Raw genomic sequence first — 24,634 nt, forward strand, 5'->3', positions numbered from 1 at the left:
AAAAGTACGTACCCATTGGCACAACTTGGCAGATAAAGTTTTCAATAATAACAAACTTGGCGGTAGTATTAATTCAAAACCGTAGTGCCATGAACATAGACAAAATGGAATTTAACGCCTGGATGGAACGTGTAATGCAACGCTTTGACCTGCTTGCTGAAAAAATAATCCAGGTAGAACAACGCCACAACAGTATTGATGGCGAAGAATTACTGGACAACCAGGATGTGCTACTGATGCTGAAGATCAGTGCACGTTCCCTGCAACGCTACCGTTCCGGGGGGAGGTTGCCTTATTACACTATCAGCGGTAAACTCTATTACAAGCTTTCCGATGTGCACCAGTTTATCCGCGATAGCTTCCATGCGCCGCAACACTCGCGCAATGCCAAAGGCTGACAAATAGCCGGTGCGACTACCATTGAAGCCCCTACAATAAAAGCATGGGATAGTTTTAGCATCTAAAAATTTCGCTATGGCAGAAAAAGTGCACACCCCGAACCCTTCCGATGAGCTCAACGAAATGATGCTCGTTTTGGATAAAAAGGAGAATACCATCAAGGGGGTTACCGGTCTGTCAAAGGACGGCACCGTAAAAGCTAAGGCAATCGACGATAAGAAACAGCCCGACTTTATGCGTATAGAGCGGAACGGCGACTTCTTCACCAACTTCTTCGGAAACTTCATGCGCCAGCTTAAAGAGCCGACCCGTTTTGACTTTTTTCGTGTACCCTATGCCTTGGGAAAGGATATAGCCCTTGAACTGCAGTCGCACCTGGACAACCTCGGGAAAGATGCCCAAAAGCTCATTTCCAAATACGCCCTTAATTCAGAATATCAATTTAAAAATCGTAATACTATGGAAACAACGCCGTCAACACAGGAAACAAGCGAGTACAAATTTAAACCGGAACAGGTTAATTGGGAATCACTCGCCAATTTAGGAATTAGCAAGGAACGCCTTGAAAAAATGAACTTAATGGATCCCCTGCTTAAAGGGTTTAAGACTAACGATACGGTACCGCTTACCCTCACCATGGGGGATGCTGTGGCAAAACTCGATGCCAGGCTGTCCCTGCAGACCAATGATGCAGGACAGGTTGTAGTAGCCATGCATGGGATCCGTAAAGAACCCAACCTGAACTACCCGTTTTTCGGCCACGAATTTACCAAAGAAGACAAGGATAACCTTTTAAATACCGGTAACATGGGCAGGGTCGTTGACCTTTTCAACCAAAAGACCAGTGAGAATGTCCCTTCGATAATTAGTGTCGACCGTAAAACGAATGAGCTGGTAGCCTACAAGGCAGAATGGATAAAGATACCCGAGGAAATTAAGGGTGTGAAACTGGATGATGCCCAAAAACAAGTTTTGCAGGAGGGCAAACCGTTACAGCTTGAAGGGATGACCGCAAAGAATGGTGCATCGTTCGATGCTACGGTACAGTTCAATGCCGATAAACGTTACGTAGAATTCCTGTTCGATAACAAGCCTGCGCAGGGCCAATCCCAGGGCAGGACGTATGATGAAGCCCCAAGGGAGTTCAGGGGTAAGGAACTTACCGATGACCAGTATAATAAATTGAAGGACGGGTTAACGGTCTATGTGAGCGGCCTTGTAGACAAAAACCAAAAGGAGTACCAGGGTTATATTACCTACAACAGTGAAAGCGGAAAAGTAGGCTTTTCATTCAACAACCCCTCAAAATCAAAAGAGGAGTCACTGCCTGCCGGAGCTACCCAGGCACCGCCTGCGGAAAACAAAGCCGGGCAATCTGCCACTGCTAAGGAAAATGAAAAAGCGGGACAGAAAGACCCTGATGCGGGAAAACAACAGCAGCAACAAGAGCAGCAGGATGCCCCTGCAAAAAGTAAAGGAAGGAAAATGTAACACCAAAACGATGCATTATGATAGCAGTACTTGCAGAAAAACCCAGCGTGGCCCGTGAACTGGCTGCGCTGTTAGGGGCAACAGTTAAAAAGGAAGGTTACCTTGAGGGCAACGGTTATGCCGTAACGTGGGCACTTGGACATCTGGTCGCCTTAGGCTTGCCGGAAGATTATGGTATTAAAGGATTTCAAAAAGAAAGCCTGCCCATCATTCCATCGCCATTTTTACTTACCCCCAGGAAAGGTTCCGGAAAAGAGCGCCTATTACCGGATAAGGGGATATTAAAACAACTGGTTGTTATTGGGGAATTATTTACAAAATGCGACAGTATCATTGTTGCCACAGATGCCGGACGCGAAGGGGAACTCATCTTCCGCTACATTTATGAGTACCTCAATTGCAGGAAGCCCTTTGAAAGATTATGGGTCAGTTCCCTGACTGAAAAGGCGCTTAACAACGGGCTGGCCAATTTGCTGGCAGGCAGCGATTTTGATAACCTCTACCTTGCCGCCCGTGCCCGCAGCCGCGCTGACTGGTTGGTAGGCATCAATGCTTCACAGGCACTTAGCATCGCCGCCGGTTCGGGGGTGTATTCCCTTGGCCGTGTGCAGACCCCCACCTTGGGGCTAATTTGCAAAAGGTACGACGAGCATGAAAAATTCATCCCTGAAAAATACTGGCAGCTCCAGTTGCAGCATACAAAATCGTTTATTGATTTTAAAAGCGTTTCGGTTTTGGCCTGGGATGACAAGGCACAGGCAGAAGATGCCTTAAAATCCATACAGCGTAAAGGCCATGCGGTTGTTACCAGCGTAGAATCAGAAACAATGGAGGATCCGGCACCCTTGCTCTTTGACCTGACCGGCCTACAGAAGGAAGCCAACCGTAAATTTGGGTTCACCGCCTCCGAAACGCTGGAGATCGCACAGGGCCTTTATGAAAAGAAGTTCATAACCTATCCGCGTACCGGAAGCAAATACATTACCCAGGACCTATGGCCGGAGTTGCCCGGGCTGATCAGGGGGATGGAAAGTGATGCTGCCCTGGGAAAGCTACTTTCAAAGGTGAAATTTGGCAGGCTTAACAAACACATCGTTAACGAAGCGAAAGTCACCGACCATCATGGCCTGCTGGTTACCGAAAAAGTGCCCTCGGCGCTATCGGTAAAGGAAGGTACTATTTATCACATGATTGCACTGCGATTGCTGGAAGCCGTGTCGGAAAGCTGTGTCCGGGAAGTTACCGATATCAGCCTGCAGGTGCTGCACTATGATTTCAAATTAAAGTCATCGAAAGTACTGGAACCCGGATGGCGCGGCATACAGGAGGAGTTCACCGATGCTGAAGCGTCAACAGATACCATTCCCGAAGTAAAGGCGGATGACCAAATCAGCATTACAGGAATTTCACTGCTTGAGAAGCAAACCAGGACACCGGAGCTGTATATTGAGGCCAGCCTCCTAAGTGCCATGGAGCATGTAATGGTTGACACTGACGACCCAAAATTGAAGCAGGCTATTAAACATGCAGGATTGGGCACACCAGCTACCCGTGCCGGTATTATCGAAGCCTTGCTGGGTAGGGATTATATTGAACGCAAAGGCAAAGCACTGCTGCCGACACCCAAAGGAGCGTCGGTCTATAGCCTTGTAGCTGACAAAAAGATAAGCTCGGCTACCATGACCGCTGAATGGGAACTCGCTTTAGCAGGTATTGAAGAAGGCGAACTGGACAGTGACGATTTTCAGCATAAAATAGAATCGTATGCAAGGGACGTTACTTTGGAATTGTTACAGGTACAGATTAAAACGGAAGGTGTCCCCCAACTACTATGTCCCAGGTGCAACGAGCATCATTTACTGATAACCGAAAAGGTTGTTAAATGCCCTGAGGGTGATTGCGGCTGGCTGCAGTTCAGGAAGGTTTGTGGGGTATTGTTATCCCATGAAGAGATTGTAAACCTCATAAAAAACAAGCAGACCAGCGTGCTGAAGGGAATGAAAAGCAAGTCAGGTAAATCATTTACTGCGAAGCTTGTTCTAAATGAACAATCCGAGGTTACTTTTGCCTTTGAAAAGTGATTATTACTTTAATTGAAAAAGGCTTGCTGTAGTAAATACGGCAAGCCTTTTATTATTTTTTTGATTCCTCAAGAGAAACCTTACGGAATTCTTTCAGAAGCTTTTCAAGGTCAAGCGATGATTTACGTGCCCTGGTACCCGCAGCCTTGTTGCTTTTTTCTACTTGTAGTTCTGCGTCAGCTTTAAAGGCTTCAAATTCTGTGCTCAATTTTTCGATTAGTTCTTTCATAATGGATTTAAAAATTTAGGGTGCAAAAATAGCACTTTATTTTTATCCGGGTAAGGGTAATCCGTTTGGTAATGGCAGAAGTACGCTGTAGTTTAATAGCCTGTAATCGGAATATTTCCGATTACAGGCTTTAATTTAGACCGTTATTTATTTTTTTGGCGTGGATATCAAATGTGCCAGGTCGGGATCATTCTTTATCCTTTGTAACTCCAGGTCAATAATATTTACAATATCCAGTTTAATTTGGCGGTAATTATCTTCTATATCCCGTTTCATGGTGTCCTTACCGTCTTTGCCGATAAATGACCTAATGTCCGGTATCTTTTGATAACGCTTTTCTTCCGCAGTTACCTTTTCTGTATCTACCACAATTTCCGAATGGAAAATCTTTTGTTCAATGCGTTCGTCAAAATTATCGGATACTGCGCCTACGAACATCCCCTGGGTCAGGGTTGAAATTTTAGAGGCCGGGATGAGGCTGTCCAACTGCGTGGAAATGGACGTAGACTTATCGCTTCGGTTAATGGTCATGCTCTGCCTTTTCTGCAATACCTTCCCGAAGCGCTCGGAAAGGTTCTTGGCGGTTTCCCCGACTACCTGCCCACTAAAGATATTACCTACGGTGTTCTGTATCACCTTGCTTTCCTTATCGCCGTAATCGCGGGTAAGCTGCGAGTAATCCTGAAAACCGAGGCAGACCGCTACCTTGTTGCTGCGCGCTGTGGCGATCAGGTTATCCAGGCCACGGAAATAAATTGTGGGTAGCTCGTCGATTATCACAGAACTTTTCAGTTGCCCTTTTTTATTGATCAGCTTTACAATCCTTGAATTGTACAATCCGAGCGCAGCAGAATAGATGTTCTGCCGATCGGGATTATTGCCCACGCAAAGTATTTTAGGTTCTTTGGGATTATTGATATCTAAAGTAAAATCATCCCCGGTCATTACCCAGTACAGCTGGGGTGAGATCATCCGTGACAGCGGGATTTTGGCCGAGGCAATCTGCCCCTGAAGCTGGTCCTGTGCGCCGCCCTGCCAGGCATCCATAAAGGGTGAAAGATAGTTTTCAAGGTCTGGATATGTCGTTAGGATCGTAAAAACATCCGCATATTTCTTATTCAGCAGTTCTATCGCGTGCGGGAAAGTGCAGTACCTGCCATTGTCGTAGATCTTCAGGAACCATATGATCGCTGCCAGCAGGATAATCGGAGATTCGACGAAGAAATCCCCTTGTTTCTGTATCCAGCTTCGGTTCAGGTTCAGCATGATGGTATACGCTGATTCGTAGGCATCCGAAATGTCCGTCATAAAATCGGGGTTAATGGGGTTACAGCGGTGGCTCTTTTTAGGGTCGTCGAAATTAATTACGTAGAATTTCGGTTGCACTTTATACCCGTGGGTATTGTTGAGCAGGTGGTTGTAGGCAATGGTGGAAAGGTCGCTGAATTTAAAATCGTAGATGTACATGGAGAACCCTTTTTCGATATGCTGCCGGATGTAGTTATTGATGATGGCAAAGGACTTACCTGAACCCGGTGTTCCCAGTACCGTGGTTGCCCTGAAGGGGTTGACTACGTTTATCCAGCCCTCGTGCCATTTGCCATCATAGTAAAATTTAGTAGGGAGGTTGACCGAATACTCATTTTCCATCAACTGTGTTTCCTGAAGAAAGCTTTCATTTTCATTGTTGAACACATCATCCATCAGGTTGTTCCGCAATAATCGTGACATCCATACACCTGACACCATCAGGGCAATGTATCCGGTGCCGGTAGTAACCATATATAAGGTCACACCCATAGTGCCATAAGACCTCAGTAATGGCGTATTTAGGAAAAACAGAAGCAGGCCGACAGCAAGCATTCCATTAATTTTTCGCCAGGTTACCTTTTCATTTTTAACCCCTTTGGTACCCAGGCAGCTAAGCGCCAGCAGTACAAGCGCAAAAAGCTTGGAATATATGACCTGCGAAAATAAGCCTGCTTTTTCCTGGAAGCCTTTGAGTATCTTATTGACCAGTTGTAATGTCCAACCTTTATCGTAAAAGAAACCAAAACAGAACCAGTAAAAATGCATTAGTACCAGTAATATACTTACTGCGCGCATGAAAGCCATTATCTTGGCCAACCCCCTTAAATCATCTTCTCCCTGCATAATAAAATCGTTAACTATTCAGGTTTGAATTTAAAACGTCTGCAACGTAGTCATTGCATTTTGGCTGCGGATGGCAGCCAATGGCACTGCTGGTGCTGATTATTATTTTCAAGGATTTTCATCACGAAGTATCGTTATTTGCAATCTTCAATTCGACTACGATAATTCCTGATTTGACTACAACAACCGTATAAGTATAACGGAATTTTGCACTATTAAATCTTTAAAATAAAAATTATGGAAACGAATAAAAAGAAGGTGGCACTTGTCACAGGCGCCAATACCGGTGTAGGGTTTCAGGTTGCCAAAGCACTGGCCGCTTCAGGTTATGTAGTATATGTTGGAGCAAGAGACCTGCAAAAAGGGGATGCTGCGGCCTCTGAAATCGGCAGCCATACCAAAGCCATACAATTGGATATTACCGACACTGCGTCCATTAAGGCAGCAACAGCAAAAATTCAGGACGAATCGGGGTATCTTACCCTATTGGTTAACAACGCTGCCATTTCCCATGCCGGAAAAGAAGGGCGTACCATGGAAGAGGTATTAGGTGCCCAAAAGCCCAGTATTGCTTCTATTAGTGAACTGCGTACAGTATGGGACACCAATGTATTCGGCACACTTGCTGTAACGCAGGCAGTATTACCATTGCTACAAAATGCACCAGCTGCACGCATTGTTACCGTATCCAGTGCTTTGGGTTCACTTACCTTAAATGCAAATCCCCACAATCCGTACCGGGCAGCATTTGACGCGGTATATGGGGCATCTAAAACGGCACTCAACGGCATTTTTCTGTCTTTAGCGAATGAACTCGAAAACACCAGCATCAAAGTCCATTTGGTAAGCCCCGGTTTTACGGCAACGGCACTCAATAACTTTCAGGGGACTGATACTGTGGAACACGGCTCATTGGAACCAATACGCGTGGCACTGTCAGAAGACCTTTCCAATGGAAGTTTTACCGGACCCGCTGATTTTGCAGGTACAGATAATGCACTTCCCTGGTAGTATTAAAAACATAAAACCTATGGCAATGCCAATACATACGCCATAGGTTTTTTACTTAGATTTGAACAATGAAAAATAAAAACATAGTACGGTTTCGCTCCATATCGGAAAGCCACGAAGCTTTTGGTTTACCCAAACCGCAGCATCCGCTCATAAGTTTGGTCCATTTCAATGAAAGCAATCCTTTTAATACGGAAATGGCACCTATTTATGATGTGTTGGATTTCTATAAGATCACCTTCATTACGCAAAACAGCGGCAGGTTGAAATACGGACAGGACTATTATGATTATAATGATGGCAGTATGCTGTTTACAGCGCCCAATCAATTGGTTGGCACTACCGAATACAACAGTAATACCTATGCGTACCTGTTGCTTATCCATCCTGATTTTTTGTTGGGCTATCCATTGGCAAAAAAAATCAGGCAGTACGGTTATTTTTCGTATTCGATGAATGAGGCCCTACATTTATCCAGCCAGGAAAGGGAAATTATATTATCGGTATATAAAATCATGGAACAGGAAATCAATGCCCGTGTGGATGAGTTCAGCCAGGAAGTAATCGTTTCCCAAATTGAATTGTTGCTGAGTTATGTCAACCGTTTCTATAAACGTCAGTTCATTACCCGTAAGGGGGTACATAATGATGTGCTGCAAAAAACAGAAACCCTTCTGGAAGACTATTTTACTTCGCAACAAACGATTGATCAGGGTGTACCAACGGTACAGTTTCTTTCAGAGCAATTGCATTTGTCGGCCGGATATTTAAGTGACCTGCTCCGGTCACAGATAGGGCTAAACGCGCAACAATTCATTCACCTGAAGCTCATAGAAAAAGCGAAGGAAAAATTATCCACCACCCATTTAACCGTAAGTGAGATCGCTTTTGAACTGGGTTTTGAACATTCGCAATCCTTCAGTAAATTGTTTAAGACAAAGACGAATCTCTCGCCCATAGAATTCAGGCAATCGTTTAATTGAGTGCCGGACAGTACTTGTATTTCATCTTTTATGTTTTCTCTTTCTCTTCATTTGGTTGGCAAACGCCAGTTCGTCATAATCTTCACCCTGACCTGATGGCAATAAACTGCCTATGCTATCTAAAAACAGATTCTTTGTAGTGTTGCCACCACTAGTTTCTTTGTCCAAAAAACCAAACAAACCTTCCGGCGCCTTTTCTTTAGATGGCGTATTTTGCATTGCTGCTATTGATTTTACAGCGTCTGCCGATTGTGGCTTTATTCCCTCATTCCACCATTGGTTGAATGCATTGGCAGATAGCCCTTTGGCTAACTGTGAGCCATTCCATACCGACCTTGATGCATGGTCTATAAAGGTTATCCCATAAATACGCCCTTCCGGATTTCGACGGACAACGGTATTTATGCCCTGTTCTTTTAGTTGTGCTATAAAGCCGTTTTCATTATTTGAAGTGTGCATTGCGAGTTCAATGGTATTTTTAAGAATGCCTTTCGGATTTCCCTCTTTAAACAATTCACCTGATTTCTCGAAGTGTGCCTGCAATGCCGCATGGCCTGCACCTATACCAAATAGTGATGACTTGAATGGATTGCTCACTTTTTGTCCCGAAGCATCCAAAGCAAAATAGACCATACCCTGCCTTGGTTTCCCAGCTTGCTCCCCCGTCACTTCCTGTGCTGTAATATTAAAGAGGGACAGCAATGCGTTGTATGCCCCAAAACTTTGATAGCTGTAATACTTCGGGAGGTAGCGTACCACAGAAGCAATCTGGCTTTTACTATTCCCTTGCTTAAAGTCTACCGGCTTAAAAAGTGCTGCGCCAGTATCATGCTGCCTTTCCGTCGCCGGAACCGTTAACCCGTATTTTTTTTCCAATTGCCGGCAGGCCTGCATGGAGCGCCTGTGCTCGAAAGTGTCCGGTATTTTTTTTCCAATGCGGTCCACGTTGGTCGAAACAATATGAATGTGCGTGCGCTCAATATCGGTATGTTTGAATACAATATAGGGCTGCTGGCCATATCCCATTTCATTCATATACTCCTGCGCCATTTTGATATAACGGTCATCGTCTACATTATCAGCCGGGTCGGGATTGAGTGATATGTGTAACGAAGGTTTCTCGGTATTCCTGTTAGCCGCTAAATACGGTTCAAAAGAACGGTAGCAATCACCCAGGTTGAACGTGCCATCCCTGCTTTCCCGCATTTTTTGAGTGAATAAAACCTGCCCGTTTTCCTGATGTACCTTTTGCAGGTTATAGGAAAGTGCGCCCACAATATTAGCCCCATGCCCAATTTTTGCGATCATAGCGGTTATTCTTTTAAGTATTTGGCTTCAAATTCTCCCGTAAGTTCCATGATCTGTTTGCACAAATAAGCCAATTCAGCCGTTTGTTTTTCCAGTTTAAAGAGATATGCAGCCGCTTTTTTCTCTGAAAAATTCCGGTACAGGATTTTTACTATTTGGTTATAATTTACCCCAACCGCCCTGAATTGCCCGTACAATGTGGTCAGCCGCATGTAATAATCCATCGCTGCCGCATCAATTTTTATCGCCTTTATTTCCCTTGAGAAAAGCACGGACACTATAAATTTCGCCTTGGTATCCACTCCGGACGCTTCAAACAGCGTCAGGAACCGGGCATTTTCCTGGTCGGTTAACCGAAAGACATACCGGTGGGTACTGGGATCCGCCTTAGGCTTCCTTCCTCCAAGACCTCTTTTTTCATCTGCTCCTTCCATATCCGTCCAATTTAAGTTGTACAAAACCCCGACTTCGGAGGGTGTTTTCCAGCCCCCTGCAAGGGCAAGTTGTTTTGGGGCACCCGCGCAGTTTTGGGTGCCTCAAAACACAACTTGCTCCTTTCTTTCGAAAGGAAAATCCGCCCTGCGGGACGGATTATGGTTAGCATGGATGAAAACGGCTCCCTGCCGTTTCTCTAAGTTTGTCAGGGATCACTTTGTTAGGTACAAAGTAAAGTATTGTTGTTCAAATCATTGATAGCAATGGCAGTACCAAAGAAAGACGTATAGTGCCAGTGCCTTCCAATGCAGAAAATCTGCAAAGTAGCAGTGTACTATTGTACTTGTTTTTGTAAGTACGTTGGTATGTATGAACGTACTTACGTAGCTACGCCAACACCTCCGTATGCGGGTAAGGTCTTATATACCTACGGCCTGAAGTATCTATAAATAGGGGTAAACAAGTGCGGATATAAGTCTAAAAGTACCAACAGCAGTATGGGCATACACCCATATCAATATACCGGTGTACGCTGTTCTGTAGGTAGTTGGGGACATATATACGGATTTACGCAGCACTTTACAATTATAACGGTATACATAAAATAGTAGGACAGTATAAATACATATATACAATTAAGTACATCACTATGGAAACACAGCACAACACATTATTTGTAGCCTTCGCTTCCCAAAAGGGTGGCGTTGGTAAGAGCACTTTTACAAGTTTAGTAGCCAGTGTGATGCACTACCGCCTGGGATACGATGTAGCGGTATTCGACTGCGACTTCCCCCAGTACAGCCTGGTGCAGATGCGCGAACGGGATATGAAAACCGTTATGGGGAATGAAGTGTTTAAGAAAATGGCGCACCGGCAGTTCACAGCCCTGAATAAAAAAGCCTATCCCATCCTGCAGCAAAAAGCGGAGACCGTGCTTGAAGCTGCCCGGGAATTTATCGCTTCGTCAGAAGTTCCCATAGACATACTTTTTTTTGACCTGCCCGGAACCGTGAATTCAGCGGGAATTATTAAAGCACTGGCTGGGATGCACTACGTATTTACGCCCATCATTGCTGACCGGGTGGTCATGGAAAGCACCCTGGTTTTCACCCAGTTGATTACCGATGTACTGATGAAACAGCAAAGTGTCAACATACGAGAAGTTTACCTTTTTTGGAACCAGGTGGATGGCAGGGAGCGTACCCCTTTGTATGCGTCCTATGGGGAATTTATCCGGTCGCTCGGGCTTAACCTGATGGAAGCTGCTATTGCAAGCAGTGTGCGTTTCAGGAAAGAAAGTGAACACGATGCAAGGGCGGTATTCCGATCTACCTTATTGCCACCTGATGAACGGCTGATGCAGGGTTGTAACCTTGATGCCTTTATCAAAGAGTTTTTAGAAATGCTGAAATTATGATGGCTATGGATAGGGACGATAAAATAAACAGCAACAACGGGGAGATCGATGAGCAGTACCTGATGTCTATAATGGCGGGAGGTGTGCGTAAAGAGGGGCTTGAGCCGAAAGCTGGCGCCAGTGAGCAAAACCCTGAGAATGAGCCTTCAGTACCTAAGGAGAAAAAGCAGCGAAATAATACCATCAGGGACTACGAAGCACTGTTTTTACGAAATACGGAGGGCAACGCCCGTCTTGGAAAATCAGTTTACATCCGTCAGGATTTCCATGAGCGGCTTACCCGTATCGTGCAGGTTATCGGCGAAGACAAGGTAAACCTGTATTCCTATTTAGAGAATGTGCTGGAATACCATTTCAGGGAATTTGGCGACCAGATTAAAAAAAGTTTTGATGATAAGTATAAGCCAATATTGTAACTATGGAAACAATTATTATCTGCCTGTTGGTACTGGCAGTTGCCTTATTACTGTATGTAATAACGCAAGGGAAAAAAGACAAAGACAACGTACAACAAAAGGAAGATCCATTGGCTGGATTGCCGGATATTATAGGCAGGCCAAGAAATACTCCCAGTTATTCATCTCTCGGTACTATTGCTCAAGTCAGAACGGAAAATGATATAAGCATAACCGATAGCTCTGACAATAGAAATGAGGGTACAGCACGAGTTTCTGAAATTCCGCAGAAAGAGTCTGATGACGCTGAGGGGCTACCAGACTTAGCGGTTGAAGAGGAAGACATGCGAAACTACGCAGCTTCCGGCACCGAAGATGGCTTTGCCACGGGGATTACTTTTGATGAACTTGCTATCGTACAAGAGATGCTGGCGCGTAAGGCGCTTGCTCCCTCAGAAGAGAAAACAGCGGCGGCACTAGCTTCAAAAATTGACGGGACTGAACTTTTGGGATTGATCGAAAGTAAAATTGGTGATGCATCAAAAAGAATAGCCATGCTGTTGGATAGCGGTATTACCCAACAACATGGTAAAAGTCCTTCCTTTCTGCGGAATGACAAGGAAGATGGTTTTAATGTGGGGGATTATATTTAATCCTCCACATTTTCACGGCTGTGCTTTCGCTGTACAGTACTAAGTACTGGTAAAGTTCATTGCAGGTAAATAAAAATTTTACTTAGGCACACCATCATTAAAACCTCTATCCAGCCAGGCTCTCCATAAAATCATAATAATTGCCAATGCCCCGAACCCAATACCAACCCATGGTGTAATTGATATCCCATACTGATTGATAAACCACCCTCCGGTGGCGGCACCCAGCGAAACGCCGAGATTTCCAAACGAAGTTTGCAAACTATTGGCGAATTCCTTTGCATCGGGAGCAGCCGATACCATATAACCTACACCTATCAGGAAACAGGGGCCATACATAATTCCCCAAAAACCGACTACTAGGGCTACGCTGAGTAAGGAGCCAGTTGTATATTGAAATGCAAATGGAACCAAAAACGTACCTGTGATGAAAAATAGCGTAGTCAGTGTCATGTACTTTCCTAATAAACGGCCCGCCACAAAATTAGAAAGCACACCCATTACACCAAATAGCAAGAGCATATAGCTGATTTGCTGCGCACTTAAGCCTTTTGCTTTCGAAAGATAGTCGGCGAAATAGCTATAGGAACAAAACCAGGCGGTGATCAGAAAAAGGTTTACAGCAGTACCTGCAATGAACTTTGGCCTTATAAGTATGCCCAATTGGTTTTTAAAGGACTTAACCTCGTTATTAATCATAGCCGGTAAAAACTTATACATTATGAACAATGTTATTAAAATTACCATGCCCTGAATAACGTAGCTCAGTTGCCAGGTGTACATGCTTGCAATAAATGTGGTTAAGGGAATGAGCGTTACCTGTGCAAGCGCAATACCGCCAATTATGATACTGGTAAGCCTCATCTGCATCTGGGGAGTAGTATCTTTTGTTGCAGCGGCAATCGCCATGGAAAAGAATGCAGGGTGTAACATTGTGGGTAGTATCCGGAGAACCATAAGCAACCAGAAAGGCGGGCTGAAAATTGAGAATACATTAGATAGTAAGAATAGTATCATGGCATACATCATAATTTTCTTTTTATCAAATTTTGAGGCATACAAAACCGTGAATGGCCCTGTAAGAGCAATACTCAAGGCAAATAGGCTCAGCAGATAACCTGCGGTCCCGATAGTTATATTATAATGTTCCGCTATCTGCGGTAAGATGCCAATCACACCAAATTCCGTACTTATAATTCCGATTACGCCCAGGCATCCGATGTATGCCGTTCTTTTATTTACACTTAAATTCATAATAAACTGACCAGTTTAAAAAAGGTTAAATTTTTTTATTTGTATTTGGATATCAATGGTGCTGTCAAGGTTATGCCTTGACCATTTGGATTAATGTTTCCATCATGTCGTAGATCGCCTTCCGGTTTTTATGTAATGCATAATTTTTAAATAATGCACTTGAGGAGCCTGTAAAAAAACCGGCAGTCAATCTTGTATCTAAATCATCTCTGAAGCACCCTTGCTGCTGTCCGGCCTTTAAAATTTCAAAATAAATCTCTTCGATCTTCTTGTCATTATTCGCCAGCAAACGTCTAATGTCCTCATCCGTTACTGCGATTTCAAATGCCATCTTTACGGCCAGGCACGTTCTTTCTTCATTGATGCTCTGATCAACTGACAAACGGAATATCTTTCTTAAATTTTCAATTGCATCAGGTAAGGGTTCTTTTAGAATGCTTTCATATTCCGATACTTTGGACTTCATATACTTAGTCAAGCATTTAATAAGCAATGCTTTTTTATCACCGTATGTGGGATAAATACTGCTGCGGTTCATTCCCATATGCTTCTCTAAGTCAGTAATAGAGGTCACATGAAACCCTTGTGCCCAGAAAAGTTCCAGTGCAATGTCTAATTTCTGCTCATAATCAAATTCCCTGTTTCTTCCCATAATGGTGCAAAGATAATAAATTTTAAACTGACCAGTTTAAAATTTATGAAAACTATTGTAAGCACAGCGTAACAAAGGCATCTATTAACATTCTAAAATCCTACATTACACTTATTAATGCATACGTACCTGCAAATTTTAGTCCCGTAAAAATAGATTTAATCGCTTTTATTATAACCCCAACTGTTGTTTGATGACCAACTTTTCGCGCTCTATTTCCGCTGCCAGCTCTGCTTCCGTAGGCAGGTAGGCTAAATATTTGTTGGCAAACAATTGCTTATTCTCATGCAGTACCGAATACCGCGCTATGGTGCTGTCGGTTTCTGTACACAGTAGTATTCCTACTGTAGGGTTATCGCCCTCGGTACGCTCCAGGTCGTCGTACATGCGTACGTACATATCCAGCTGCCCAATGTCCTGGTGGGTAATCTTGTTGGTTTTAAGCTCTAAAATAACAAAGCATTTCAGGATGTAGTTGTAAAAGACAAGGTCGATATAAAAATCAGCCGTATCGGTACGGATGTGTTTTTGACGTGCTACAAAGGAGAACCCTTTGCCCAGTTCCAGTAAGAATTGTTGCAGGTTATCGATCAGTGCCTGTTCAAACTCCTGTTCCGTATAGGATTTATTGACCGGCAGTTTTAAAAATTCCAGCACTGCGGGATTTTTTATAAATTCATCCGTAGGATTGGTTTCATGTACTTCGGAATCATTTGACAGCTCTTTCTTCTGTGAAGAAAGCAGCCTTTGGTAGTATAAGGTAGATATGTTCCTGTCAAGAACACGCACCGACCAGTTTTGGGTAACCGCTTCAGCAATGTACCATGACCGCGCCTGGATATCGGGCACACGCATCAGCCGCTCATAATGCGACCAGCTCAATTGGGCAGACAGTGTCTGCCCTTTTGGTACTTCCCTGAATGTCAGGTAAAACTTCTTGAAATTTTTAAGGCTTGTCTGCGAGAAGCCCTTGCCAAATTCGAGGGCCAGTTCTTCAGATAGCACTTTAAGGATCGTATCCCCATAGCCGGCGCGGTCTGCCCCGTTTTGCTCTTCTTCCACAATGCGTTTCCCTATCTGCCAATACGCTTCCACCATAGCTGCATTGATGGCCGTATATGCCTTACTACGCGCTTGGGAGAGTATCAGCTTTATTTCTGATATATAATTGGGCTGCCTGTTTATTTCCATTTCCTGATAGTTTATCAATTACCCATTCTCGCAGTCATTAGGATCACATGACCTTTCAAATTATGGTTTCCCCTTTAATGTCAACACAAAAGTAATCATAAATAAAGACGGTACATCCGTAGCCCCACCTAATCCCTCTACCATAATCAGACAAGGTACACCACTGAGTGCCGCCTTCCTGATTGCGCCATTTTGATCTGCACATTTGCCGTAATCCTGAAACTAGCAGGTAATTAACAACATTAATTCGGTAACTATTATGAAGAAGCAAAACAGAAAAGTACTGATCACGGCAGCGTTGCTGCTGTCAGTATTGGGGGCATCTGCCCAGGGAGACGGCTCGGCGGGTATCACAGAGGCCACCCAGATGGTGACATCCTATTTTGACCCAGCGACCCAGCTTATCTACGCCATCGGGGCTGTCGTTGGCCTAATTGGCGGTGTAAAGGTTTACAACAAGTTCAGTAGCGGCGATCCCGATACCAGCAAAACGGCGGCCAGTTGGTTTGGTGCCTGTATCTTCCTGATCGTAGCAGCTACCATCCTAAGGTCCTTCTTCCTGTAATCCCTGAATGTTATGAACAGCTATAACATCAATAAAGGTATTGGCAGGACGGTGGAATTCAAAGGGCTGAAAGCCCAGTACCTGTTTATTTTCGCCGGCGGCCTGCTTGGTATAGTAGTCCTGGTCATGGTGCTTTACATCGCCGGTATGGGTTCCTATGTGTGCATCGGCATTGGCGGTGGCGGTGCATCGCTCCTTATCTGGCAAACCTTTGCCATGAACAAAAAGTACGGGGAGCACGGGCTTATGAAGGTTGCGGCGCGTAAACGCCATCCTAAGTACATACTTTCCCGCAGGCGTATTGGGCGCTTTGTAAGGTCGAACCTTAAAAAGGAGACGCCATGAGAAATACAGCCAAAGCAACAACGCTGGAAAAAAAGTTTCCGCTCCTGGCGGTTGAAGAGAACTGTATCCTGAGCAAAGACGCTGACATCACCGCATGTTTTGCGGTCAGCCTTCCGGAACTCTTTACAGTAGGCTCGGCAGAGTATGAAGCCATCCATGCCGCGTGGCATAAAGCGGTTAAGACACTGCCGGATTACACGGTCGTACACAAACAGGACTGGTACATCAAGGAAACCTATGCACCCGATTTAACAGAAGAAGGCTTAAGCTTTTTAGGCAAGTCCTACAAGCAGCATTTTAACGAACGCCCGTTCCTGAACCATTATTGCTACCTGTTCCTAACCAAAACGACGAAGGAGCGCATGCGGATGCAAAGCAACTTCTCGTCGCTTTGCCGGGGCAAGCTGATCCCGAAGGAAGCGAGGGACAAAGAAGCCGTACACCAGTTTATGGAAGCCGTTGCCCAGTTTGAGCGTATCGTGAACGATTCGGGGCTGGTAAAGATGACACGCCTCACCGAGGAAGATATTGTAGGTACCGATGAAAAGCAGGGCTTGCTGGAACAATACCTGACTTTATCGACGCAAGCTGATGAACCATTACAGGATATTGCCCTGGGTAGTGAAGAGGTACGTATCGGAAACAAAAGGCTGTGCCTGCATACGCTCTCCGATACGGACGACCTCCCGGGAACGGTGTCAGCAGATACCCGCTATGAAAAGTTGTCTACCGACCGCAGCGATTGCCGGCTTTCGTTTGCTGCCCCGGTCGGGCTGCTGCTTAGCTGTAACCACATGTACAACCAGTACCTGTTCCTGGACAACAGTGACAGCAACCTTCAGAAATTTGAGAAATCAGCCAAGAACATGCATTCACTGGCACGGTACAGCCGCAGCAACCAGATCAATAAGGAATGGATCGAGCGGTATTTGAATGAAGCCCATTCGTTTGGGCTGTCATCCATCCGCGCCCATTTCAATGTGATCGCCTGGTCGGATGACCCGGCGGAACTGAAGCAGCTGAAGAACGATACCGGAAGTGCGTTGGCACTGATGGAATGCAAGCCCAGGCACAACACCACGGACGTGGCTACCCTGTATTGGGCAGGAATCCCGGGGAACGCTGGTGATTTTCCCAGCGAGGAGAGTTTCTACACGTTCATCGAACCGGCACTGTGCTTTTTCAGCGGGGAAACCAATTACAGGGACTCGCCATCACCCTTTGGGCTAAAGATGGCTGACCGCCTGACGGGCAATCCCATCCATTTGGATATATCCGACCTGCCGATGAAACGCGGGGTCATCACAAACCGCAACAAATTCATATTGGGGCCTTCGGGCAGCGGAAAGTCGTTCTTTACCAACCATATGGTACGCCAATATTACGAGCAGGGTGCCCATGTGCTGCTTGTGGATACCGGTAACAGCTACCAGGGACTGTGCGAACTCATCCACGGAAAAACCAAAGGTGAAGACGGCGTGTATTTCACGTATACGGAAAGCAACCCCATCGCTTTTAACCCTTTCTATACCGACGATGGTGTGTTTGATATCGAAAAAAGGGAGAGTGTCAAGACCTTGGTACTCACGCTGTGGAAGCGGGATGACGAGCCGCCGACACGTGCTGAGGAAGTAGCCCTTTCCAATGCCGTGAGCGGGTACATCGACCAAATCAAACAACAGTCAGCCAATCCTTCGTTTAACGGATTCTATGACTATGTAAAGGGAGACTATAAAAAGGTACTGGAGGAGAAAAAAGTGAGGGAAAAGGATTTTGACCTGGCCAACTTCCTCAACGTACTGGAACCCTATTACAAGGGCGGTGAATACGACTACCTGCTCAACTCCGACAAGCAGCTGGATTTGCTGAACAAGCGGTTCATCGTTTTTGAGATTGATGCGATTAAAGACCATAAAATACTGTTCCCGATCGTGACCATCATCATCATGGAGGTATTCATCAATAAGATGCGCAGGCTCAAAGGGCAGCGCAAGCTGATCCTTATTGAGGAAGCCTGGAAAGCCATTGCCAAGGAAGGCATGGCGGATTACATCAAATATTTGTTTAAGACCGTCAGGAAATTCTTTGGGGAGGCCATCGTGGTTACGCAAGAGGTGGATGACATCATACAGTCGCCTATTGTGAAGGAAAGCATCATCAACAATTCCGACTGTAAAATCCTTTTGGACCAGCGCAAGTACATGAACAAGTTTGACGATATCCAGGCGATGCTTGGGCTTACGGATAAGGAAAAAGCGCAGGTACTTTCCATCAATATGAACAACGACCCTTCAAGGCTGTACAAGGAAGTGTGGATCGGCCTCGGCGGCGTACAGTCGGCAGTTTATGCTACGGAGGTTAGCCTGGAGGAATACCTGGCCTACACCACCGAAGAAAGCGAAAAAATGGAAGTCATGGAACTGGCCAGCCAGCTTGGAGGCAATGTAGAACTCGCCATCCGGCGTATCGCGGCAAAGCGCCGTGAGGAATAAATACTAACACTTAAATAGTAAAACCATGAAAAAGATCATTTATGTGGTGTGGGCAGTACTGGTACTGGCTGCCGCACCGGCAAAGGCGCAATGGGTCGTAAGCGACCCCGGAAGTTATGCGCAGGGCATTATCAACACGGCCAACCAGATTATTGAAACGTCGGCTACGGCCAGCAACACGCTGAACAGCTTTAAAGAGGTGAAGAAAGTGTTTGACCAGGGTAAGCAATATTATGACGCCTTGAAATCGGTAAACAATCTCGTACAGGATGCCCGCAGGGTTCAGGAAACAGTGTTGTTGGTTGGGGACATCTCCGATATGTATGTAACGGGATTCGGCCTCATGATGAACGACCCGAACTTTAGCCCGCAGGAACTGAGTGCTATTGCCTTTGGCTACTCCAAGCTGCTCAACGAGACCACAGGGCTGTTGGGTGACCTGAGCCAGATCATCACGGCTTCAAGCCTTTCGCTCAGCGATAAAGAACGCATCGATATCATTGAGCGTGTGCATGCGGAAGTACTGCATTACTATAACCTGGTGCGCTACTATACCAAAAAGAACATTTCGGTAAGTTTTGTCAGGGCACGCAAGCAGCATGACACCCAGCGCGTACTGGAGCTCTATGGCCCTGCAAACCAAAAATACTGGTAAGGAGCCATGCTGCTGGAAATTGAATTTAGTAACCTGCACGAGATGCTGCGCAATCTCTATGATGAGATGCTGCCGCTCTCGGCAGAGATGGCGGCTGTTGCTAAAGGGCTTGCCGGGCTGGGGGCATTGTTTTACGTTGCCCTGAAAGTCTGGCAGGCACTCAGCCGCGCTGAACCCATAGACCTGTTTCCCTTGCTTCGGCCATTTGCCTTAGGGCTCTGTATCATGTTCTTCCCCACGATGGTACTGGGGACGGTCAATGCTGTACTCAGCCCCATAGTTACGGGAACACACGGTATTTTAGAAGGCCAGGTTTTGGACCTTAACGAATTGCAGGCACAGAAGGACCAGCTGGAACGCGAAGCGATGCTGCGCAACCCGGAGACCGCCTACCTGGTATCGGATGAGGAATTTGACAAGCAGCTGGAAGAACTGGGCTGGTCGCCTGCCGACCTGGCCACGATGTCGGGCATGTATCTGGAACGGGGTATGTACCAATTAAAGCAGGACATCCGCAATGCTTTCAGGGAATTTTTAGAGATCCTTTTCCAAGCGGCGGCGCTGGTCATTGATACCATCCGTACCTTTTTCCTTATTGTGCTTTCGATACTCGGCCCCATTGCCTTTGCCATTTCGGTGTGGGATGGGTTTCAGTCCACGCTCAACCAATGGTTTACCCGGTACATCAGCGTGTATTTGTGGCTTCCTGTTTCCGACCTTTTCAGTTCGATGCTGGCCAAGATACAGTCGCTGATACTGGAGAAGGATATTGAGAACCTGTCTGACCCGACCTTTATCCCGGATACCTCTAATGCGGTGTACATCATCTTTATGATCATCGGGATCATCGGCTACTTCACCATACCTACGGTTACCGGATGGATCATCCAGGCAGGTGGCGCAGGAAATTACACCCGCAATGTCAACCAGGCTACCCAGAAAGTCGGGAGTGTTGCCGGTGCCTCGGCAGGTGCAGCCGCAGGCAACGTTACCGGCAGGCTTATGAGTAAAAACTAAATCTTATAATTATGGAATTTAAAACCTTAAGGAATATCGAGAACAGTTTTAGGCAAATACGCCTGTATGCCCTCATCTTCGCCGCCGTGTGTTTAATTACTACAGGCTACACCGTTTGGGAATCCTACCGTTTTGCCAGGGAGCAACGTGAAAAGGTCTATGTGTTGGACCAGGGAAAATCACTGATGCTGGCCCTGTCACAGGACGCGGCTATCAACCGCCCTGTAGAAGCACGTGAGCACGTCAGGCGTTTCCACGAGCTGTTCTTTACCCTTGCACCGGACAAGGCGGCGATCGAAAGCAATATGAAAAGGGCATTCAGCCTTGCCGATAAAAGTGCTTTTGATTACTACAGAGACCTATCTGAAAAAGGGTACTACAACCGTATCATATCGGCGAATGTGCAGCAGCGCCTTGAAGTGGACAGTGTGCAATGCAATTTTGAGAAGTATCCTTACGCCGTCAGAACGTATGCCAGGGAATCCATCATCCGTGCCAGTAACGTGACACGCAGAAGCCTGGTTACGAGCTGCCTGTTGGTCAACTCCGTTCGTTCGGATGATAACCCGCAGGGGTTTAATATCGAACAGTTCAGGGTATTGGAGAACAAGGATGTCGAGGTAATCGACCGCAAATAAGAAATTATGAAAGCGCTTACCAACTCAATAAAACCCTGGCTTGAGGGCATGGACACCCGTTGGCAACAAGTACCGGCAAAGGATGCACGCCGCATTATAGCATATAGCTTTGGCGGCTATGTATTAATCACCCTTGCGGTGCTTGTGCAGATAGTGTGTAAGGTCAGTACCTCTAAAAGCAGTATGGAGATCAAACACATCACCAACCCGGTAACGGTAAAGGCCAATAAAAAGATAAATGAACTTAAAACAGAAGATTATGAAAGAGAATGAGAAAAAGAAGGCGGCCGTGCAGGTTACCGAGGGCAACCCAGTTCCGGGCACAAATGAGACTGCAGAAGTGAATGGCGAAGGACGTTTCAAAAAGCCCCTGATCTTTAGCGTTATGGGATTGCTATTCATCGGCTGCCTTTACCTGATATTCGGTCGCAATAGCGGGGACAAGGCAAAAGATGTGATAACGGTCGGGATTAATGCGGCGGTACCACAGGCTTCAGGAGACGGGCTACCCACCGATAAAGGTAAAGCCTATGAACAGGAGATGCTTCAGGAAAAAGAAAGGAAAAAACGGGAAACGCTTATGACCCTATCCGATTACTGGCAATCCGACAGCACCCAGCAGCAGAGCGAGCCCACCGGAAGTCCTAAAAACGGGCATGAAATAAAGCCTCCAAAAGATATGAATCCAGCATTGAGCAGCTACAAGACAATGCAGCACTCGCTGGGGAATTTTTATCAGAGAGACCCTGCACAGGATGCCTTAAAATCCGAAAATGAACGGCTGAAGGCGCAACTGGAGACGAGGCAGGCTGCACAGGGCCAAAAACCGGATGACCGCCTGGCGTTGATGGAGAAATCCTACCAGATGGCAGCAAAATATTTCCCGGGCACTGTACAAAAGGATTCACTTACCGCCAAGCCGTCGAAACAAAAGCCGGAAGACGAATTTATTACAGTAGTGGCAGACAGGAAATCTGTTGTATCCCAACTATACCGCAAAGTTCCGGACTCCTTGCTCCTGGCGCGCCTGGCTAACGGCGAACAACAAGGCTTTGCAACAGCGAGCGGTCCGCAAGATGTTCCACTTCCAGCCAATAGCATCCGCGCCTGCATCCACCAGAGCCTTAAATTAGTTGGTGAAGGCAGCGTACAGCTACGCCTCCAACAGGATGTGCGAATAGGGAAAGCGGTATTACCCAGTGGTTCTACAGTGACCGCCAGCACAAAATTCCAGGGAAACAGGTTGCAAATGCAGGTCGTCTCCGTGGAAATTGACGGCAGCATCGTGCCAGTCAATCTGAGCGTGTATGACCTTGACGGCCAGAAAGGACTGAACCTGCCGTACGCACCGGAGGTTACGGCAGTAAATGGCACACTTGCCAATATGGGTAGTACGAGCGGTAGCAGCTTTACGCTGAACCGTTCTGCCGGGCAGCAACTCACCTCGGATATGACACGTGGGCTGATACAGGGCGTGTCGGGCTATTTTTCGAAAAGGGTAACGGCACAAAAAGCCACCCTGAAACAGGGATACCAGTTGTTCTTGGTCTCTAAACAGAAATAATTTAAAAAATTAAGATTATGAAATTACATCATATTAAGAACAGCCTGCTAACGGTACTATTAATAATAGCAGTAAATGCAACTGCACAGGTAAAACAGCCTGACGCGTTAAGCCTTGGACCAATAACCCCTTATGCCATAGAAGTTACTTACGATAAGACCTCCCATATTATTTTCCCAGCCGGAATCCGCTATGTGGACCTGGGGAGTGATTATATCGTTGCAGGTAAAGCGGATGATGCCGACAATGTGCTACGCGTAAAAGCGGCTACAAAAGGCTTCGACCCCGAAACTAATTTTTCGATAATTACAGAAGATGGCAATTTCTACAGTTTCAATGCCTGTTACAGCGATTCGCCTTGGGTAATGAGTTACAACCTTGCCTCGGGGCAAACTTTAGTCAACCGCTCGCAAGCTGCCGATGTCCGTTTTGTGGAATTAGGCAAAGCACCGGCCTCAGTTACGGAGCTTCTGATGGAACGGCTGTATGAAAAAGACCAACGAACGATTAAGGATATCAGGTCGGATAGTTATGGAATTACGTTTAGCTTAAGGGGTATTTACGTCCACGAAGGCAAATATTATTTCCACACGCAGATCGACAATGGAACCTATGTCCCCTTTGTGGTCGATTTTGCACGGTTCAAGGTTGTTGACCGAAAGGTAGCCAAACGTACTGTGGTACAAGAGCGTACTTTAATACCGTTGCGAACGTATAAACCGCTGCTGCCTGTCAACGGCAATGCTGATGAGAGAAACATTTTTTTGCTGGATGTTTTTACCCTGACAAAGGGCCAAGTACTGCTGATCGAAGTGTTTGAGAAGAATGGCGGACGTGGTCAGGTGCTAAGGGTTAAAAATTCCGACCTGCTTAAGGCGAAGCCCATTAGTAAATTAAAATTCAAATTCTGAGAGGCTCAAAAATAGCTATTGGATACTACTGCAAACCTCCCTATCTTTGTGGAAATATTAGAAAATCTTAAAGTGTTTTTACTTTAAGTCTCGTCACTGAAAACTGGTAATTTTTAAAGACTTCGAGACTAAGTGGAGACGCTCATGCTACGGCGTGGGCGCTCGCTTATGCGAAGTCTTGGTATACCAGTGCCACAGTGTCCGTAAGTGTAGTTGTCTGCGCCTATTTTTTTGGCGTCAAAAACGTTCCGTAACTCCCAGCGTAGCTTCAAACACTTACCATACATTATAATTCATAAGAATTAAATAACATGGTAGATCCGAATTCAAAACTTCAAATGAAACTTTCCGAAAGTAGATTTCCATTCAGTAAAAGGATGGTAAATTTTTTTAATAGTCTTGAAATTGATACTGTAGAGCAATTAGCGGAAATTCCCCTGTCAAAGTTTACCTGTTTTAGAGGCTTTAAGGTGAAATGTAAAAGTGAGTTGATTGCATTTATAAAGTTTGAGCAAATTCAAAACTATTTTAGTGACTAATTTTATCCAATCCTCAAAGTAACAAGCAGCGTGGATAACTATATTGCAAAAATGATATAAAAAGCAAAAAAAATCAGTTAAAATCACGAGTAGCTTTTTGACTTCCTACCATTTTACAGGCAATTAAATTCCAGCACATAGTGGGGTTCAGGACCGCAGAGGCTGAGAGATTCCAGTTGGATCCCTAAACCGACATAATATTTTTTATAAAATAAGTTGCTGATTATTATGATGTTTCAAGTTATATCTGTATTT

24 protein-coding genes are annotated in these 24,634 nt (G+C 45.5%); 17 read left to right on the top strand and 7 right to left on the bottom strand.

Annotated features, from left to right (window positions below; genetic code table 11):
• The first annotated feature begins 89 nt into the window (after window positions 1-89).
• From FMM05_RS13330 to FMM05_RS13340, 3 genes are all read left to right on the top strand, one after another.
• Entirely contained in the window at window positions 90-398 is a 309-nt protein-coding gene (locus FMM05_RS13330) for a helix-turn-helix domain-containing protein (RefSeq protein ID WP_143373893.1), read from the top strand.
• Between the two features lie 76 nt (window positions 399-474).
• Window positions 475-1,890 carry a DUF3945 domain-containing protein gene (locus tag FMM05_RS13335; protein WP_143373894.1) on the top strand — a complete coding sequence of 472 codons (1,416 nt, stop codon included), beginning with the start codon at window positions 475-477 and terminating at the stop codon, window positions 1,888-1,890.
• A 17-nt stretch (window positions 1,891-1,907) separates the two neighbouring features.
• Window positions 1,908-3,971: a type IA DNA topoisomerase gene (locus FMM05_RS13340; RefSeq protein WP_143373895.1), complete on the top strand. Its 2,064-nt coding sequence runs from the start codon at window positions 1,908-1,910 to the stop codon at window positions 3,969-3,971.
• Between the two features lie 52 nt (window positions 3,972-4,023).
• Here the strand turns inward: FMM05_RS13340 and FMM05_RS13345 are convergent, their stop codons facing one another.
• Both FMM05_RS13345 and mobC read right to left on the bottom strand, forming a co-directional pair.
• Window positions 4,024-4,200 carry a histone H1 gene (locus FMM05_RS13345; RefSeq protein WP_143373896.1) on the bottom strand — a complete coding sequence of 59 codons (177 nt, stop codon included), beginning with the start codon at window positions 4,198-4,200 and terminating at the stop codon, window positions 4,024-4,026.
• A gap of 147 nt (window positions 4,201-4,347) precedes the next feature.
• Complete coding sequence (mobC, locus tag FMM05_RS13350; RefSeq protein ID WP_143373897.1) at window positions 4,348-6,354, bottom strand: conjugal transfer protein MobC; 2,007 nt, start codon at window positions 6,352-6,354, stop codon at window positions 4,348-4,350.
• A 237-nt stretch (window positions 6,355-6,591) separates the two neighbouring features.
• Here mobC and FMM05_RS13355 point away from each other — a divergent pair, with 237 nt between their 5' ends.
• Window positions 6,592-7,365 (top strand): SDR family NAD(P)-dependent oxidoreductase, encoded by a 774-nt coding sequence (locus FMM05_RS13355; RefSeq protein ID WP_143373898.1) that lies wholly within the window; start codon window positions 6,592-6,594, stop codon window positions 7,363-7,365.
• A 68-nt stretch (window positions 7,366-7,433) separates the two neighbouring features.
• Complete coding sequence (locus FMM05_RS13360; RefSeq protein ID WP_143373899.1) at window positions 7,434-8,348, top strand: helix-turn-helix domain-containing protein; 915 nt, start codon at window positions 7,434-7,436, stop codon at window positions 8,346-8,348.
• Window positions 8,349-8,369: 21 nt separating this feature from the next.
• On the opposite strand, the gene mobB is transcribed toward FMM05_RS13360, so the two are convergent.
• Both mobB and mobA read right to left on the bottom strand, forming a co-directional pair.
• Window positions 8,370-9,656 (bottom strand): conjugal transfer protein MobB, encoded by a 1,287-nt coding sequence (mobB, locus tag FMM05_RS13365; protein WP_143373900.1) that lies wholly within the window; start codon window positions 9,654-9,656, stop codon window positions 8,370-8,372.
• 5 nt (window positions 9,657-9,661) lie between these two features.
• Window positions 9,662-10,090, bottom strand: coding sequence for a conjugal transfer protein MobA (mobA, locus tag FMM05_RS13370; RefSeq protein WP_143373901.1), 429 nt, complete (start codon window positions 10,088-10,090; stop codon window positions 9,662-9,664).
• 650 nt (window positions 10,091-10,740) lie between these two features.
• On the opposite strand from mobA, the gene FMM05_RS13375 reads away from it, so the two are divergent.
• The 3 genes from FMM05_RS13375 to FMM05_RS13385 are packed head-to-tail and all read left to right on the top strand — an operon-like array spanning window position 10,741 to window position 12,556.
• Window positions 10,741-11,508: a ParA family protein gene (locus FMM05_RS13375; RefSeq protein WP_143373902.1), complete on the top strand. Its 768-nt coding sequence runs from the start codon at window positions 10,741-10,743 to the stop codon at window positions 11,506-11,508.
• A 5-nt stretch (window positions 11,509-11,513) separates the two neighbouring features.
• Window positions 11,514-11,924: a DUF3408 domain-containing protein gene (locus FMM05_RS13380; protein ID WP_143373903.1), complete on the top strand. Its 411-nt coding sequence runs from the start codon at window positions 11,514-11,516 to the stop codon at window positions 11,922-11,924.
• Between the two features lie 2 nt (window positions 11,925-11,926).
• On the top strand, window positions 11,927-12,556 hold the full coding sequence (locus FMM05_RS13385; RefSeq protein WP_143373904.1) for a hypothetical protein: 630 nt from the start codon (window positions 11,927-11,929) through the stop codon (window positions 12,554-12,556).
• A gap of 78 nt (window positions 12,557-12,634) precedes the next feature.
• Here FMM05_RS13385 and FMM05_RS13390 read toward each other — a convergent pair whose 3' ends face one another.
• From FMM05_RS13390 to FMM05_RS13400, 3 genes are all read right to left on the bottom strand, one after another.
• Window positions 12,635-13,810 (bottom strand): MFS transporter, encoded by a 1,176-nt coding sequence (locus FMM05_RS13390; RefSeq protein ID WP_143373905.1) that lies wholly within the window; start codon window positions 13,808-13,810, stop codon window positions 12,635-12,637.
• A gap of 70 nt (window positions 13,811-13,880) precedes the next feature.
• A complete protein-coding gene (locus FMM05_RS13395) occupies window positions 13,881-14,462 on the bottom strand; it encodes a TetR/AcrR family transcriptional regulator (protein ID WP_143373906.1) in 582 nt (193 codons plus the stop codon).
• A gap of 171 nt (window positions 14,463-14,633) precedes the next feature.
• On the bottom strand, window positions 14,634-15,653 hold the full coding sequence (locus FMM05_RS13400) for a PDDEXK nuclease domain-containing protein (protein WP_143373907.1): 1,020 nt from the start codon (window positions 15,651-15,653) through the stop codon (window positions 14,634-14,636).
• Between the two features lie 259 nt (window positions 15,654-15,912).
• Here FMM05_RS13400 and FMM05_RS13405 point away from each other — a divergent pair, with 259 nt between their 5' ends.
• The 9 genes from FMM05_RS13405 to traN are packed head-to-tail and all read left to right on the top strand — an operon-like array spanning window position 15,913 to window position 23,840.
• On the top strand, window positions 15,913-16,218 hold the full coding sequence (locus FMM05_RS13405) for a DUF4134 domain-containing protein (protein WP_143373908.1): 306 nt from the start codon (window positions 15,913-15,915) through the stop codon (window positions 16,216-16,218).
• A gap of 12 nt (window positions 16,219-16,230) precedes the next feature.
• On the top strand, window positions 16,231-16,563 hold the full coding sequence (locus tag FMM05_RS13410; RefSeq protein ID WP_143373909.1) for a DUF4133 domain-containing protein: 333 nt from the start codon (window positions 16,231-16,233) through the stop codon (window positions 16,561-16,563).
• Entirely contained in the window at window positions 16,560-19,055 is a 2,496-nt protein-coding gene (locus tag FMM05_RS13415; protein WP_143373910.1) for a TraG family conjugative transposon ATPase, read from the top strand. Before FMM05_RS13410 ends, FMM05_RS13415 begins: the two co-directional genes overlap by 4 nt.
• Before the next feature lie 25 nt (window positions 19,056-19,080).
• Entirely contained in the window at window positions 19,081-19,710 is a 630-nt protein-coding gene (locus FMM05_RS13420; RefSeq protein WP_143373911.1) for a DUF4141 domain-containing protein, read from the top strand.
• An 18-nt stretch (window positions 19,711-19,728) separates the two neighbouring features.
• The gene (gene traJ, locus FMM05_RS13425) at window positions 19,729-20,727 is read left to right on the top strand and encodes a conjugative transposon protein TraJ (RefSeq protein ID WP_143373952.1); all 999 of its coding nucleotides are present in this window, start codon (window positions 19,729-19,731) and stop codon (window positions 20,725-20,727) included.
• A gap of 11 nt (window positions 20,728-20,738) precedes the next feature.
• Entirely contained in the window at window positions 20,739-21,365 is a 627-nt protein-coding gene (gene traK / locus FMM05_RS13430) for a conjugative transposon protein TraK (protein WP_143373912.1), read from the top strand.
• 6 nt (window positions 21,366-21,371) lie between these two features.
• On the top strand, window positions 21,372-21,638 hold the full coding sequence (locus FMM05_RS13435) for a hypothetical protein (protein WP_143373913.1): 267 nt from the start codon (window positions 21,372-21,374) through the stop codon (window positions 21,636-21,638).
• Window positions 21,625-22,929, top strand: coding sequence for a conjugative transposon protein TraM (gene traM / locus FMM05_RS13440; RefSeq protein ID WP_185965587.1), 1,305 nt, complete (start codon window positions 21,625-21,627; stop codon window positions 22,927-22,929). The genes FMM05_RS13435 and traM overlap by 14 nt, the downstream gene beginning before the upstream one ends.
• A gap of 17 nt (window positions 22,930-22,946) precedes the next feature.
• Window positions 22,947-23,840 (top strand): conjugative transposon protein TraN, encoded by an 894-nt coding sequence (gene traN / locus FMM05_RS13445; protein ID WP_143373915.1) that lies wholly within the window; start codon window positions 22,947-22,949, stop codon window positions 23,838-23,840.
• Window positions 23,841-24,634: the final 794 nt, after the last annotated feature.

It is taken from the genome of Flavobacterium zepuense, from assembly GCF_007097145.1.
In the GTDB taxonomy this organism is placed as follows: Bacteria; Bacteroidota; Bacteroidia; order Flavobacteriales; family Flavobacteriaceae; genus Flavobacterium; species Flavobacterium zepuense.

Coding starts and splice junctions, on each gene's coding strand:
- traK (WP_143373912.1), top strand. CDS start 20,739: ATGGAATTTAAAACCTTAAGGAATATCGAGAACAGTTTTAGGCAAATA.
- mobA (WP_143373901.1), bottom strand. CDS start 10,090: ATGGAAGGAGCAGATGAAAAAAGAGGTCTTGGAGGAAGGAAGCCTAAG.
- FMM05_RS13330 (WP_143373893.1), top strand. CDS start 90: ATGAACATAGACAAAATGGAATTTAACGCCTGGATGGAACGTGTAATG.
- traM (WP_185965587.1), top strand. CDS start 21,625: ATGAAAGAGAATGAGAAAAAGAAGGCGGCCGTGCAGGTTACCGAGGGC.
- FMM05_RS13355 (WP_143373898.1), top strand. CDS start 6,592: ATGGAAACGAATAAAAAGAAGGTGGCACTTGTCACAGGCGCCAATACC.
- FMM05_RS13395 (WP_143373906.1), bottom strand. CDS start 14,462: ATGGGAAGAAACAGGGAATTTGATTATGAGCAGAAATTAGACATTGCA.
- FMM05_RS13340 (WP_143373895.1), top strand. CDS start 1,908: ATGATAGCAGTACTTGCAGAAAAACCCAGCGTGGCCCGTGAACTGGCT.
- FMM05_RS13335 (WP_143373894.1), top strand. CDS start 475: ATGGCAGAAAAAGTGCACACCCCGAACCCTTCCGATGAGCTCAACGAA.
- FMM05_RS13415 (WP_143373910.1), top strand. CDS start 16,560: ATGAGAAATACAGCCAAAGCAACAACGCTGGAAAAAAAGTTTCCGCTC.
- FMM05_RS13345 (WP_143373896.1), bottom strand. CDS start 4,200: ATGAAAGAACTAATCGAAAAATTGAGCACAGAATTTGAAGCCTTTAAA.
- FMM05_RS13375 (WP_143373902.1), top strand. CDS start 10,741: ATGGAAACACAGCACAACACATTATTTGTAGCCTTCGCTTCCCAAAAG.
- mobB (WP_143373900.1), bottom strand. CDS start 9,656: ATGATCGCAAAAATTGGGCATGGGGCTAATATTGTGGGCGCACTTTCC.
- FMM05_RS13360 (WP_143373899.1), top strand. CDS start 7,434: ATGAAAAATAAAAACATAGTACGGTTTCGCTCCATATCGGAAAGCCAC.
- mobC (WP_143373897.1), bottom strand. CDS start 6,354: ATGCAGGGAGAAGATGATTTAAGGGGGTTGGCCAAGATAATGGCTTTC.
- FMM05_RS13380 (WP_143373903.1), top strand. CDS start 11,514: ATGGATAGGGACGATAAAATAAACAGCAACAACGGGGAGATCGATGAG.
- traN (WP_143373915.1), top strand. CDS start 22,947: ATGAAATTACATCATATTAAGAACAGCCTGCTAACGGTACTATTAATA.
- FMM05_RS13435 (WP_143373913.1), top strand. CDS start 21,372: ATGAAAGCGCTTACCAACTCAATAAAACCCTGGCTTGAGGGCATGGAC.
- FMM05_RS13400 (WP_143373907.1), bottom strand. CDS start 15,653: ATGGAAATAAACAGGCAGCCCAATTATATATCAGAAATAAAGCTGATA.
- FMM05_RS13390 (WP_143373905.1), bottom strand. CDS start 13,810: ATGAATTTAAGTGTAAATAAAAGAACGGCATACATCGGATGCCTGGGC.
- FMM05_RS13420 (WP_143373911.1), top strand. CDS start 19,081: ATGAAAAAGATCATTTATGTGGTGTGGGCAGTACTGGTACTGGCTGCC.
- FMM05_RS13410 (WP_143373909.1), top strand. CDS start 16,231: ATGAACAGCTATAACATCAATAAAGGTATTGGCAGGACGGTGGAATTC.
- FMM05_RS13385 (WP_143373904.1), top strand. CDS start 11,927: ATGGAAACAATTATTATCTGCCTGTTGGTACTGGCAGTTGCCTTATTA.
- FMM05_RS13405 (WP_143373908.1), top strand. CDS start 15,913: ATGAAGAAGCAAAACAGAAAAGTACTGATCACGGCAGCGTTGCTGCTG.